Origin of the sequence: Stenotrophomonas sp. S49 (genome assembly GCF_016624905.1) — a bacterium.
Taxonomy (GTDB): Bacteria; Pseudomonadota; Gammaproteobacteria; order Xanthomonadales; family Xanthomonadaceae; genus Stenotrophomonas.
In genome coordinates this window covers 1-13,594 of the sequence record NZ_JACVUD010000109.1, presented here as the reverse complement: position 1 = coordinate 13,594, position 13,594 = coordinate 1, and the positions used below count along the sequence as shown (strand labels likewise).

Here is a 13,594-nt window from a genome sequence, read left to right as displayed (position 1 = left end):
TTGACGTTGACGTTGACGTTGACGTTGACGTTGACGTTGACGTTGACGTTGACGTTGCATTGAGCGGGTGCAGGGCGCAGCCCTGCCAGCCCCCCCACCCTATACTTGCCGCCGTGAGTGACTTCCCTGCCCTTGTCCCGCTGGATACCCCGCTGCTGGTCGGCTACAGCGGCGGGCTGGATTCGACCGTGCTGCTGCACTGGCTCTGGCACTGCGCGCAGGCCAGCGCCACGCCGCTGCGCGCGGTGCATGTCCACCACGGCCTGCAGGCCGATGCCGAAGCCTGGGTCAGGCACTGCCAGCAGCACTGCGATGCCCTGGGTATCGACCTGGCTGTGCATCGCGTACAGGTCGCTACGGCCGACGGCCTGGGGATGGAAGGTGCCGCGCGCCAGGCCCGGCGCGCCGCCTTTGCTGCCGAACTGCGGCCGGGTGAAACCCTCGCCTTGGCCCACCATCAGGATGACCAGGCCGAAACCTTCCTGCTGCGCGCACTGCGTGGCTCCGGCATCGATGGCCTGGCGGCGATCGCCGCCGACAGCACATTGCAGGGCCACCGCCTGTGGCGGCCCCTGCTGCACACCGCGCGTAGCGCACTGCACGACTACGCACAGCAGCATGCCCTGCGCTGGATCGACGACCCCAGCAACGACCACGACCACGCCGACCGCAATTTCCTGCGCCTGCAGGTCCTGCCGCTGCTGCGCCAACGTTGGCCACATGCAGCCGCCGCCCTGGCCGGCAGCGCCGACCACTGCGCGCAGACCCGCGCGATGCTGGACGAGGAAGATGCCGAACTGATCGCGCACCTGGAAGTGGCACCGCGCGTGCTGTCGCTGGAGCTGCTGGGCCAGGTGGCGCCTGCGCGCGGTGCACGCGTGCTGCGTGCCTGGGTGCGCGCGCACGGTGCCGCTCCGCTGCCGGCCACGGTGCTGCAGCAGCTGCAGCAGGAACTGCTGGCAGCGCCCAGCGATCGGCAGGCGCAGGTGCGCTGGAAGGACCACGCGATCCAGCAATGGCGTGGACATGCCTACCTGCTGCCGGCCACGCTGCCCACGCTGCCGACCGCCTGGCACGCCGCCTGGGATGGCCGCGCGCCGCTGCCACTCCCCGACGGCGGACAACTGCGCCTGCTGGGCTGCAAGGCCTTTTCCCAGCCCCTGCAGGTACGCGCACGGCAGGGGGGCGAGCGCATCCTGCTACCCGGCCGCAACCATTCACATGCGCTGAAGGACTGCCTGCAGCGCGAGCACCTGGCGCCCTGGCGGCGCGCGCAGCTGCCGTTGCTGTTCGACGGCGAGCAGTTGCTGGCCGCCGCCGACGTGGTGGTTTCCGCCCCCCTGCAGGCGTGGCTGCAGGCCCACGACGCGCAGTTGCAGTGGCGCCCCGGCGGCTGGTGAATTGACCCCCGCGCGGCTGCCGTCCACACTTGTCGCATGGCCAAGAAGTCCCCCGAAAACGTCTCCCCGGTCGCCCAGTTCGAGCAGTCGCTCGAATCGCTGGAACAGCTGGTGGAGCAGATGGAAACCGGCGAGCTCAGTCTGGAAGCGTCGCTCAGTGCTTACGAACGTGGCGTGGGTCTGTACCGCCAGTGCCAGCAGGCGCTGGAGCAGGCCGAACTGCGCGTGCGCCTGCTCAGCGATCCGGCCCAGCCGGACACCGCCGAACCGTTCGACCCGCCCAGCCATGACGGTTGAGGCGCTGTTCGCGCACTGGCGCGACCGTATTGAAAGCCAGCTTGACGCCGCCCTGCCCTCGCCGGCCGATGCGCCGCAGCGTCTGCACCAGGCCATGCGCTATTCGGTGCTGGGCGGCGGCAAGCGCATGCGCCCTTTGCTGGTCTACGCCAGTGGCCGCCTGTTCGGCGCGCCACTGGAGCAACTGGACGCGGCCGCGATGGCCGTGGAGCTGATTCACGCCTATTCGCTCGTACACGATGACCTGCCGGCCATGGACGATGACGCCCTGCGCCGCGGCAAGCCGACCACGCATATCGCATTCGACGAAGCCACCGCGATCCTGGCCGGGGATGCCCTGCAGACCCGCGCCTTCGGCCTGCTGGCCGACGCCGCGCTGCCGGCCAGCCTGCGCGTGGCCTGCCTGCAGACCCTGGCCCACGCCTCCGGCGCGTCCGGCATGTGCGGCGGCCAGGCGCTGGATATCGATGCCACCGGCCAGCAGCAGTCACTGGCCGCACTCACCCGCATGCACGCGCTGAAGACCGGTGCGCTGATCCGCGCGGCGGTACGCATGGGCGCGCTGTGCGGCCAAGCACCGGCGCCGGTGCTGGCCCAGCTGGACGGTTTCGCCGATGCGCTGGGCCTGGCCTTCCAGGTGCGCGATGACATTCTGGATGTCGAGGCCAGTTCCGAGCAGCTGGGCAAGACCGCCGGCAAGGACCAGGCCCAGGACAAGAGCACCTTCCCGGCGCTGCTGGGCATGGACGGGGCCAAGGCGCACCTGCGCGACCTGGCCGCGCGCATGCAGGCGGCACTGGCCGGTTACCACGAAGAAGCCGATGCGCTGCGTGCGCTGGCCACGTTGGCGGTGGAACGCGATCATTGATCGCGCTCGCCGGGCGTGGCCCGGCGCTAGCGGCGATGGAAACAGAAACGCCCGGCATTGCCGGGCGTTCTGCTGTGCACGTGCCGCCGGAATTACTTGATCAGGCGCAGCGCGAACGGGTAGCGGTACAGCTCGCCGTTGTTGGCCTTGACCGCAGCGATGATGCTGAAGACCAGGCTGAGCAGGCCGACGATCGGGGCCAGGATGGCGCCGATGATCACGAAGGTCAGGATGATGCAGATGAACATCGCGATGGCGATGGTGATCTGGAAGTTCAGCGCTTCCTTGGCCTGGTCGGTGACGAAGGACTTGCCTGCGTCGTCCTTGTTGATCAGCCAGATGATCAGGGCACCGATGAAACCGGTGAAGATGCCCAGCAGGTGCGCGGCCAGCGCCATGGTGCGCTGGTCGGACGGCACGTTGCCCGCCGCCGGGACGTTATCGAAATCGCTCACGACAAAACTCCTTTTTTTTGGGTGGTCATGCGCGACCAGCTGCGGGCCGGTCGCGTCAGGCGGGCATAGCTTACGGCATCAACGCCATCAATCATTACCGGCGATCGTCATCCGTCCCACCAGGATCGAGCCGGTGCGGATGTGCGAGCGCGGGTCGACATCGCTGCCCACGGCTTCAATGCTGGCGAACATGTCGCGCAGGTTGCCGGCAATGGTGATGCCATCGACCGGGAACTGGATCTCGCCGTTCTCGACCCGGAAGCCACCGGCACCGCGCGAGTAGTCACCGGTCACCCCGTTCACGCCCTGCCCCATCAGTTCGGTCACCAGCAGGCCGTTGCCCATCTGCCGGGCAATCTCGTGCAGGGAGCCGGCATTGGCGGCCAGCTGCAGGTTGTGCACGCCACCTGCATTGGCGGTGGTCTGCAGGCCCAGCTTGCGCGCCGAATAGCTGCCCAGCACGTAGCGCTGCAGCACGCCGTCGGTCACCAGGGCCGAGGCGCGGGTGGCCACGCCATCGCCATCGAAGGCGGCCGAGCGCAGGCCGCGGCGCAGGTGCGGCAGCTCTTCGATCTGCATCCATTCGGGGAACAGGCGCTGGCCCACGCTGTCCAGCAGGAAGCTGGCCTGGCGGTACAGGGCGCCACCGGACACGGCCGAGAGCAGGTGGCCGACCAGGCTGCGCGCCACTTCCGGGGCAAACAGCACCGGCAGGCTGCCGGTGGGCAGCGAGCGCGGCTGCAGCCGGGCCACGGTGCGCTCGGCGGCGCGACGGCCCACGTGGGCCGGGTCCTCCAGGTCTTCGCGGGCCAGCGCGCTGGTGTACCAGCCATCCCGCTGCATGCCATCGCCGGTGCCGGCAATCAGCGCGCAGCCGATCGAATGGTGGGTGCCGCGTTCGCGACCGATGAAGCCATGGGAGTTGGCGTACACCGATACGCTCTGCATGCTCGACACCGAGGCACCGTCGGAATTGCGGATCTGCGCATCGGCCTGGCGGCCGGCGGCCTCGCAGGCCAGGGCCAGGTCCACCGCTTGGTCAGCCTGCAGCGCCCACGGGTGCCAGCTGTCCAGATCGGGGAAATCGCGGGCCATCAGCGCGGCGTCAGCCAGGCCGGCGGCCGGGTCGTCCTCGGTATGGCGGGCAATGGCGCAGGCCTGCTCGACCGTGGCCTGCAGGCTGGCCTCGTTCAGGTCGGCGGTGCTGGCACTGCCCTTGCACTGGCCGAAGTAGACGGTCACCGCAATGCCGCGGTCGCGGGTGGACTGCACGGTCTCCACCTCGCCAAGGCGGACATTGACCTCCAGCCCGCGGTCCTCGCTGCAGCTCACCTCGGTCTGGCTGGCGCCCAGCGCGCGGGCGCGGTCGATCAGCTGCTGGGAAAGGTCGGCCAGCCGTTCCAGCCGGGCCAGGCTGTCGTCGCCGGTGGCGACTTCAGGGGCGATCACGTTCAATGCTTTATCCTGTACAGGTTGGGCCCGGCATCACGCCGGGCGACTTTTTTTGAGATCAGGTAGGGACGATGCGCGGACGCGACGAAGAAACCGGTGAATTCCACGACAAGAGCCGCAGCCAGAACCGGCGCGACGCGCTCGATGTCCTGGCCCTGGGCGAGAAGCTGGTGTCGCTGACCCCGGCCCAGCTGGCGCGCCTGCCGATCCCGGAAGACCTGCTGCCGCATATCGCCGAGTGCAAGCGCATTACCGCCCACATCGCCCACAAGCGGCAGCTGGCGTTCCTGGCCAAGCACATGCGCCGCGAGGACGAGGCCACGCTGGACGCGATCCGCGATGCGCTGGACGCCAACAGTGAAACCGGCCGCCGCGAAGTGGCGATGATGCACCGCGCCGAAGACTGGCGCGAGCGCCTGCTGGCCGAGGGCGACAAGGCGCTGGCCGCCCTGCTGGACGACTACCCGCAGGCCGACCGCCAGCAGCTGCGCACGCTGGTGCGCAACGCCCAGGCCGAAAAAGCCAAGAACAAGCCGCCGCGCGCCTACCGCGAGATCTTCCAGGTGCTGCGCGCGCTGATGCTGCCGGCGGCGCTGGGCCTGAAGGCCGCGACCGACGAGGCCGACGACGTCGGCACCGACGAAGCCGACGAGGACTGAGTCCCCGACGGTGCGGGCATGGGCGCTGGCCATCGCCGCGCTCAGGCCTGGGTACCGCCCACGGTCAGGCCCTCGATCAGCAGCGAGGGCTGGCCGACACCGACCGGCACGCTCTGGCCATCCTTGCCACAGATGCCCACGCCCTCGTCCAGGGCCAGGTCGTTGCCGACCATGCGCACCTTCTGCATGGTTTCCGGGCCATTGCCGATCAGCGTGGCGCCCTTCACCGGCGCGGTGATGCGGCCGTCTTCGATCAGGTAGGCCTCGGTGGCCGAGAACACGTACTTGCCGCTGGTGATGTCCACCTGGCCGCCGCCGAAGTTGACCGCATACAGGCCCTTCTTCACCGACCGGATCATTTCCTGCGGGTCGTGCTGGCCGGCACGCATGTAGGTATTGGTCATGCGCGGCATGGTCAGGTGCGCGAACGATTCGCGGCGGCCGTTGCCGGTCGGGGCCATGCCCATCAGGCGCGCGTTCAGCGCATCCTGCATGTAGCCCACCAGGATGCCGTCCTCGATCAGCGTGGTGCACTGGCTGGGGTGGCCTTCGTCATCGATGTTCAGCGAGCCGCGGCGCCCGTCCAGGGTGCCATCGTCAACGATGGTCACGCCCGGGGCGGCCACGCGTTCGCCGATGCGGCCCGCGTACACGCTGGTGCCCTTGCGGTTGAAGTCACCTTCCAGGCCATGGCCCACCGCCTCGTGCAGCAGCACACCGGGCCAGCCCGGGCCCAGCACCACCGGCATCACCCCGGCCGGGGCCGGTACCGCGTCCAGGTTCACCAGCGCCTGGCGCAGCGCTTCGCGGGCGAAGGCTTCGGGGCGGCCATCGGCGAACAGTTCGGCGTAGCCGTAGCGGCCGCCACCACCGGCATAACCCGATTCGCGGCGACCGCTCTGTTCCACGATCACCTGCACGTTCAGGCGCACCAGCGGGCGCACGTCGGCGCCCAGCACGCCGTCGGTGCGGGCCACCAGCACGGTGTCCACGCCGCCGGACAGGCTGACCATCACCTGCTTCACCCGCGGGTCGGCCGCGCGCAGGTAGCCATCCAGGCGCTTGAGCACGTCCACCTTGGCTTCATTGCCCAGGCTGTCGATCGGGTCCAGCGTGGGGTACAGCGCGCGGGCGTTGCCGCGCAGCAGCGAGCGACCCTGCTGTGCGCCGCCCTCGCGGGAAATCGCACGCGCCGACTGCGCCGCGGTCAGCAGTGCATCGGCATGGATATCGTCGGAATAGGCGAAGCCGGTTTTTTCACCAGCAATGGCGCGCACGCCTACGCCCTGTTCGATGGAATGGGCGCCGTCCTTGACGATGCCGTCTTCCACGCTCCAGCTCTCGCGCCGGGCATGCTGGAAGTACAGGTCGCCGAAGTCCACGCCGGGGCCGAGCAGCTGGCCGAAGGCGCGCTCCAGGCCAGCGGTATCCAGGCCGCCGGGGCGCAGCAGGCGGTCGTTGGCAAGGGTCAGGGCAGTATCAGTCATGGTCTCGATCTGGGGGTGCTGGCGTGGCCAGGCAAGGCCACGCGATGAACAGGGGCGCCGCGCTCAGCGCGGGCGCGGCAGGTCGGTCACGGTCGGCGGCGGAACCGGCACGGGCACCGGGGCCGGCGTGGGGCTGCGGTCACGGCTGCGCTCGATCACTTCCACCTTGGGCTCCTTCCACGGCCCAGTCACCCGGTAGGTGCGCGCGCCGATCTCACCCAATGGCTTGGACAATACCGCATTGGTGGCCGCGCCCAGGGCGGCGCCCACCGGGCCACCGGCCACCGCGCCGACCACGGTCAACAGGTTGCCGGCGCGCGGGTTCACATCAATGGTCTGGTCGAACTGCTGCTGGCGCAGGTCGGTCTGGCCACGGATGGTGATGTTCGCTGCGGGGCCTTCGATCAGCACCTTGTCGGTGCGCGCCATGCCGTTGCCGAACTGCATGCCGCCCTCGATCTGGTTGAAGGCAAAGCCCTTGGAGAAGAAATCGCGGAAGTCGAACATCAGCCGGCGCGGCAGCTGGGCCACGCTCAGCAGGCCCAGCACGCGGCCGGCCCCCGGGTCCAGTTCCAGCAGCTGGCCGTTGCGTGCATGGATGTCCAGCTGCCCCTGCAGGTTGCCCAGCTGGAAATCGGACGGGCCGCCGGCCCACCAGGCCTGCAGCTGGGCCTGGCCGGAGCCGCCCCGCAACTGGCCGGCGTAATCGAAGTTCTGCAGCAGGCCACCCAGATCCTCACTGCGCACCTGGGCGTTCAGTTCAGTACGCGCACCGGCGCTCTTGCCCAGCCAGCGGCCGGTGATGTCGATTTCCTGGTCCGGCGCGCGGAAGCGCAGCTCGTCCACGCTCAGGCCCTGCGCCAGCGGGCGGGTGCGCAGCACGGCCTGGCCCAGCACCACCTTGCCGAACTTCAGGTCGGCGATGTCCAGCGCGAACGGCGGCAGCTTGGCCGGGTCCATGTCGTCGGCACCGGCCTGCACTTTCGCGGCGGGCGGCGTTGCCGCGCCGGCGGCTGCAGGCGGGGATTGCCAGTACACGCGGTCCAGCGTGCCGCTGATGGTGCCACCGTCGGCATTGGGCACGCTCAGGCGGCCGGCCAGCGATGGGCCGTCCATGCGCACATCCAGCGCCTGCGGCCCGGGGTGCAGCTGCAGCCGGGTCTGCGCGAACACGCCGCCGATCAGCATCAGCTGGCCCACCTGCACATCCACCGTGCGCAGCGGCATGGGGTCGCCATCGCCGCCCGCACCACGGGCCAGGCCGATCCATTCCAGCGCGTCCAGAGTGGGGCTGCGGCCGTTGATGGTCAGCCCGCTGGGCGGCGGCTCGCGGTCCACCTGGCTGCTGCCCAGGGTGACCTGCACACCGGTCTGGTTGTTGTGGCTGCGCGCAGCCAGCGCCAGCCGGTCGCCAAAGGCCACATCGATGCGTCCGGCCCCCATCGGCAGCTGTGCGGCCACGGTGGTGGCCAGCGGCTCGGCGGCCGGCTTGTCCAACGGTGCCGGCAGATCCAGGCGGGTGCCCACCAGGTCCGAACGCAGGCGCAGCTCGCTGGGCGGGGCGGCACTGCCGGGGGCGACCTTGGGCAGGTTGACCGCGATCGTCCACGGCGAGGTGCCGTTGATGTAAGGCTTCAGCCAGGCCATTTCCGGCGCGCGATCGATCAGCACGCCCGCATCCAGGCTGGCCGACAACTCCGATTCGAACGCCAGCCGCACATCGCGCACGAAGCCGCCGGCGCGCAGGCTCAGCGTGCCATCCTGGCCCAGGTGGCGCACCGCCAGAGATTCGGCGGCGAACCCGGCGTTGCTGTAGCGGGCCTGGCCGTGCATGCCATCGAATGCCACGTCGAAGCGCTTGTCGGCCAGCTTCACCCCGGCCAGGTCCACCGTGCCCTGCAGGTGGCCACCGCCTTCGTCATGGTGCAGGGGCTGCAGCAGATCGAAATGCACGTTGGCCGGGCCGCTGGCACTCAGGTTGTCCAGGGTGTCGCCATATTCCTTGTGCAGGCCGCTCTGGCGCAGCATGGCCAGCAGCGCGCCCGCTTCGCTGCGGCTGTCGGCGCGCACGTACAGCGGCTGCTGGCCGAAATCGGGAATGCCGGCTTCAAAGTGCTGCACCGCCACCCCGGCCAGGTCGCCACGGCCCTGGATATGGAAGCCCGGCCCGATGAAGGCAACATCGGCATCCACCTGGCCCATCAGCGGCCAGTCGTGCTGGAAGCGGATCTGCCCATCGCTGATGTGGCCAGTGGCTTCGAAACGGCCATCGTTGTTGTCGAACGGCCAGTCGTCCAGGTCACCACTGACCAGACCGATACCGCCCCGTACCTGGCCGCCGGCCAGGGCCATGTCCAGCCAGTCGGTGGCGCCCTTGCTCATCTTGGAATGGATCCAGAAGCGCTTGGCGGCGGTCATCGGCACATCGTCCAGCTTGGCCGCCAGCTGCATCCACGGCCGCGTGCCGTCGCCCTGGAACCACAGCCCGCCGCGCACGTCGGCCGCGTAATCGGTGCCCTGCACGCGCAGGGCCGGGGTGCCGATGCGCCAGCCACCGGCTTCATCGCGCCAGCCCACCACCTGCCCGGCCAGATGCAGGTCGTGGCGCACGCCAAAACCGCTGGGCCAATCGAACTGCAACTGCCGCTGCGGCTGCAGCTGCAGGCTGAAGCCATTGGCATCGCCTTCGAAACGCCCGCCCAGGCCACGCAGGCCCGGCGCGCCGGCCACGCTGGCAAAGCCCAGCGACTGCAGCTCGCCCTGCGCCCACAGCGGGCCATCGCGTTCACCCCGCACCTGCAGCGCGGCCACGTCCAGCTGTGGCCGGGCCAGGTACAGCCAACGGCGCAGGCCCGGGTCCAGCCGGTCGCTCAGGGCCAGCGCGCGCACGGCCGTGCCGGCCTGCACCGCACCGCTGCTGATCTGCAGCTGCCGGCCCAGGCGCACCTGCAGGCCATCGAGTTGTTGTGCGCCCTCATCGCCCTGCAGCCGCAGCTTCGGCACCTGCAGCACCCAGCCGTCGGCCTGGCGTTGCCAGCGCAGCCGTGCCTGCAGGCGCTGCAGCTGCACCTGCGGGTGGGCCACGCCCGGCATCGGTGCGCCTTCAATACGCAGCCCACGCAGGTCCGAATCGGTGGTGACCGCCACCGGCGCGAAATCGCGCAGGGTCAGCCACAGGTTCAACTCGCCCTTGCCTTCGCGCAGGCGCACGCCGGCCCCGGCCAACAGCGGCGCCCAGGCCTGGAAATCCACCGGGTCGGCACCCAGCCACGCCTGGCCGTTGCCTTTGCGCCGGTCCAGTTCCAGCACCGCCGTCAGCGGCAGGGCCTCGGCCTGGGCCCAGGCACGCACGCCCACCTGCAGCCGATCGCCCTGCACGCGCAGGCGCAGATCGATGCGCGGCAGCGTGGCGTCGATGCCCAGCGCGGGCGCATGCACGGCCAGTTGTCCGCCAATCACCTGCAACTCGCCCAGCCGGCGCAGCGCATCCAACGGATCGCCCGCACCACTCGACTGCGGCAGGCCACGCACGCTCCAGCGGCCGTCAGCGGCCTGCTGCAGGTCCAGCGACAGCCCACGCAGGCGCAGTTCGGTCAACGAGCGCCCCGGCAGCAACCCGCTGTACATCGATACCAGTACTTCGGCTTCGCCAATGGCCAACCCCTGCCCGGCACCGATACGCAGCCCCTGCAACTGCAGCAGGGGGCCGCGCCGGGTCCAGGCGGTCTGCAGGCGCTCGAAACGCACTGGCTGGCCGGCCCGCGCACTCAGCCACGCGGCAATCTGCTGCGGGTGGCGCTCGGCCAGCGGCAACAGCTGGCTGAGCGTGCCCACCAGCAGGGCAAGCACGACCAGACCTACCGCGCACGCGGCAATCAGATGACGGCGGATCCTTCGCAGTCGCAGGCGCGGCGGCGCGCTCATCGGCCGGCGCCGGACCGCAGCCGGCGTGGATCAGAGCAGAACCACATCGAACTGCTCCTGCAGGTACTGCTCGTCCGCCTGGAAACGGATGCTCTTGCCGAGGAATTCCTCCAGCTCGGCCACGGCGGCCGATTCCTCTTCGGTGATGCGTGCCACCACCTTGGTCGAGGCGATCACCAGCAGGCGCGCGGCATCGAACTGGCGCACCGCACGGGTGATCTCGCGGAAGATTTCGTAGGTCACCGTTTCGGTGGTCTTGATGCTGCCGCGACCACTGCACTGCGGGCAGGTTTCCGACAGCTGGCGCTCCAGACTTTCCACGGTGCGCTTGCGGGTCATCTCTACCAGGCCCAGCGGCGAGAAGTCGTAGACGGTGGTCTTGGCATGGTCGCGGGCCAGCGCCTTTTCCAGCGTGCGCAGCACCTGGCGGCGATGCTCGGCATCGTCCATGTCGATGAAATCGATGATGATGATGCCGCCCAGGTTGCGCAGCCGCAGCTGCCTGGCCACCGCCTGCGCGGCCTCCAGGTTGGTGCGGAACACGGTTTCTTCCAGGTTGCGCTGGCCCAGGAACGAACCGGTGTTCACATCGATGGTGGTCATCGCCTCGGTCTGGTCGATCACCAGATAGCCGCCGGATTTCAGCGGCACCTGCTTGTCCAGCGCGCGGCCGATCTCGTCTTCCACGCCGAACATGTCGAAGATGGGGCGGTCACCGCTGTACAGCTCGATCTTCTCGGCCAGCACCGGCATGTACTTGGCCACGAACGCCTGCAGCTGGGCGAAGGTTTCCTTGGAATCGACCTTCACCTTGTCCACGTCCTTGCGGATCAGGTCGCGCACCGAGCGCAGCGGCAGGCTCAGGTCTTCATAGATGTTGCTGCACGAGGGCGCCTCGCGGCCGCGCCGCTCGACCACGTTCCAGACCCGCGACAGATAGGCGATGTCCTCGGCAATGGCTTCGGCCGGCTGGCCTTCGGCATTGGTGCGCACGATGTAGCCGTAGCCACCGTGCTGCGCCGACAGTTCGGTCACCAGCGCCTTCAGCCGCGCACGCTCGCCTTCGTCTTCGATGCGCGCCGAAACGCCCACCACCTTCGACTGCGGCAGCAGCACCATGTAGCGCGAGGGAATGCTGATCTGCGTAGTCAGGCGCGCGCCCTTGGTGCCGATCGGGTCCTTCACCACCTGCACCACGATGTCCTGGCCGTCGCGCAGCAGTTCCACGATCGGCACGCTGGACGGCGGCGGCAGGGTGGTGTTCTCGGTATCGGCACTGGCCACCGGGGCCGGCCGCACCACGTCGTTGGCGTGCAGGAACGCGGCGCGCTCCAGGCCCACTTCCACGAACGCGGCCTGCATGCCGGGCATCACCCGCTGCACCTTGCCCTTGTAGATGTTGCCGACCACACCCCGGCGCCAGCCGCGCTCGATGTGCAGTTCCTGCAGCATGCCGTTTTCGATCACCGCGACCCGTGTTTCGCGCGGGGTCACATTGACCAGGATTTCCTCAGACATCGGCAGCCTCCCTGGCGGCATGGGCAGTGGGGGCCGGCACGCCGCAGCGGGCCAGCAGGCGATCAGTGTGCAGCAACGGCAGCCCCATCACGCCGGAATAGCTGCCTGACAGGTGTTCGATCCAGCGCTCGGCGCCGCCCTGGATGGCATAGGCGCCAGCCTTGTCCAGCGGTTCGCCGGTGGCCACGTAGGCGGCGATGTCGGCCGCGGCGATCGGCGCGAAGGTGACCTCGGAGACCACCAGTTCGGTGTCCAGGCCCTGCGCGTGCACGACCACCACGGCGGTCATCACCTGGTGGGTGCGCCCGGCCAGGCGCGCCAGCATGGCGCAGGCCTCGACCGCATCGGCCGGCTTGCCGAACACCTGCCCGTCCAGCACCACCTCGGTATCCGAGCCCAGCACCCGCGCCTGCGGGTCGGTGGCCAGCACCCGGGCCAAGCCGGCGCGCGCCTTGTCGGCAGCCACCCGGCATACATAGTGTTCGGCACTTTCCTCCGGCGCACGCTGCTCGGGCACCTCCAGGTCCAGGGCCTGGAAGGGGCGTTCGAGTCGGGCCAGCAGTTGGTTGCGTCGGGGCGAGCGGGAAGCGAGATAGAGCATCGGCACAGCATAACCTGAGGCCGCCACCTGAATCGTCGGCAACCCCGCCTTGAACGCCTTCAACCCCGAACGGACTCACAGCGCGTTCATCGCTACGACACCACCCTCACCGGCACACCAAGGAGATCCCATGCGCCGCACCGCCACCCCGCTGCTGCTTGCCCTGTCCCTCGCGATTGGAGCTTCGATGACCGCCCATGCTGCCCCGCCGCCGCCGCCCGCGGTCGCCGCCGCCGAAGGCACCCTGCTGAACATCTCGGCCAACGCCGAAGCCACCCGCGTGCCGGACGTGGCCACCCTGTCGGCCGGCGTGGTCACCCAGGCCGCCGACGGCAACAGTGCCATGCGCCAGAACGCCCAGCAGATGGACAAGGTACTGGCCGCGATCAAGGCCGCCGGCATTGCCGAGCGCGACGTGCAGACCAGCGGCGTCAGCCTGAACCCGCAGTACCGCTATACCGACAACGAAGCGCCGAAGATCACCGGCTACCAGGCCAGCAACACGGTCAGCCTGAAGGTGCGTGACATCGCCAAGCTGGGCAAGGTGCTGGACGCCCTGGCCGCGCAGGGCGCCAACCAGATCAACGGCCCGCAGTTCGAGATCGACCAGCCCGAGCCGGTCTACGACGAAGCCCGCCTGGCCGCGCTGAAGAAGGCCCAGGCCCGTGCCCAGACCTATGCGAAGTCGCTGGGCCTGCAGGTGCGCCGCATCGTCAGCATTTCCGAGAACAGCAATGGCGGCTTCCGCCCGATGCCGATGATGCGCGCGATGGCCGCTGGCGCGGCGATGGACAAGGCCACCCCGGTGGCACCGGGCGAATCGACCGTGTCGGTGAACCTGGACGTCGTGTTCGAACTGGGCCGGTAACCGCCGCCGGGCATGGCCCGGCGCTACCTGCCGAAACACGCGACCCACCGGTAGCGCGGGGCCAT

General features: G+C 69.4%; 11 protein-coding genes. 5 read left to right on the top strand and 6 right to left on the bottom strand.

The genetic code is table 11. The annotated features are described in order from the left end of the window. The first annotated feature begins 113 nt into the window (after positions 1-113). The 3 genes from tilS to IAE58_RS17760 are packed head-to-tail and all read left to right on the top strand — an operon-like array spanning position 114 to position 2,565. Complete coding sequence (gene tilS, locus IAE58_RS17770) at positions 114-1,400, top strand: tRNA lysidine(34) synthetase TilS (RefSeq protein WP_199934428.1); 1,287 nt, start codon at positions 114-116, stop codon at positions 1,398-1,400. Positions 1,401-1,436: 36 nt separating this feature from the next. Beyond that, positions 1,437-1,697 carry an exodeoxyribonuclease VII small subunit gene (locus tag IAE58_RS17765; RefSeq protein WP_108753741.1) on the top strand — a complete coding sequence of 87 codons (261 nt, stop codon included), beginning with the start codon at positions 1,437-1,439 and terminating at the stop codon, positions 1,695-1,697. Continuing rightward, a complete protein-coding gene (locus tag IAE58_RS17760) occupies positions 1,687-2,565 on the top strand; it encodes a farnesyl diphosphate synthase (RefSeq protein WP_199934429.1) in 879 nt (292 codons plus the stop codon). The genes IAE58_RS17765 and IAE58_RS17760 overlap by 11 nt, the downstream gene beginning before the upstream one ends. A gap of 92 nt (positions 2,566-2,657) precedes the next feature. Here IAE58_RS17760 and IAE58_RS17755 read toward each other — a convergent pair whose 3' ends face one another. Next, complete coding sequence (locus tag IAE58_RS17755; RefSeq protein WP_199934430.1) at positions 2,658-3,020, bottom strand: DUF4870 domain-containing protein; 363 nt, start codon at positions 3,018-3,020, stop codon at positions 2,658-2,660. Between the two features lie 87 nt (positions 3,021-3,107). Further along, positions 3,108-4,475, bottom strand: coding sequence for a metalloprotease PmbA (gene pmbA, locus IAE58_RS17750; RefSeq protein ID WP_199934431.1), 1,368 nt, complete (start codon positions 4,473-4,475; stop codon positions 3,108-3,110). Positions 4,476-4,543: 68 nt separating this feature from the next. On the opposite strand from pmbA, the gene yjgA reads away from it, so the two are divergent. Beyond that, positions 4,544-5,131, top strand: a complete 588-nt coding sequence (yjgA, locus tag IAE58_RS17745; protein WP_108753744.1) for a ribosome biogenesis factor YjgA — start codon at positions 4,544-4,546, stop codon at positions 5,129-5,131. A gap of 41 nt (positions 5,132-5,172) precedes the next feature. On the opposite strand, the gene tldD is transcribed toward yjgA, so the two are convergent. The 4 genes from tldD to IAE58_RS17725 all read right to left on the bottom strand — a co-directional run bounded on the left by tldD (position 5,173) and on the right by IAE58_RS17725 (position 12,661). Next, complete coding sequence (gene tldD / locus IAE58_RS17740; RefSeq protein WP_199934432.1) at positions 5,173-6,618, bottom strand: metalloprotease TldD; 1,446 nt, start codon at positions 6,616-6,618, stop codon at positions 5,173-5,175. Positions 6,619-6,681: 63 nt separating this feature from the next. Further along, positions 6,682-10,542, bottom strand: a complete 3,861-nt coding sequence (locus IAE58_RS17735; protein ID WP_199934433.1) for a YhdP family protein — start codon at positions 10,540-10,542, stop codon at positions 6,682-6,684. Positions 10,543-10,572: 30 nt separating this feature from the next. Continuing rightward, positions 10,573-12,060 (bottom strand): ribonuclease G, encoded by a 1,488-nt coding sequence (rng, locus tag IAE58_RS17730; protein WP_108750641.1) that lies wholly within the window; start codon positions 12,058-12,060, stop codon positions 10,573-10,575. Then, positions 12,053-12,661, bottom strand: coding sequence for a Maf family nucleotide pyrophosphatase (locus IAE58_RS17725; RefSeq protein WP_199934434.1), 609 nt, complete (start codon positions 12,659-12,661; stop codon positions 12,053-12,055). Before IAE58_RS17725 ends, rng begins: the two co-directional genes overlap by 8 nt. 130 nt (positions 12,662-12,791) lie before the next feature. On the opposite strand from IAE58_RS17725, the gene IAE58_RS17720 reads away from it, so the two are divergent. After that, complete coding sequence (locus IAE58_RS17720; protein ID WP_199934435.1) at positions 12,792-13,529, top strand: SIMPL domain-containing protein; 738 nt, start codon at positions 12,792-12,794, stop codon at positions 13,527-13,529. Positions 13,530-13,594 lie beyond the last annotated feature (65 nt).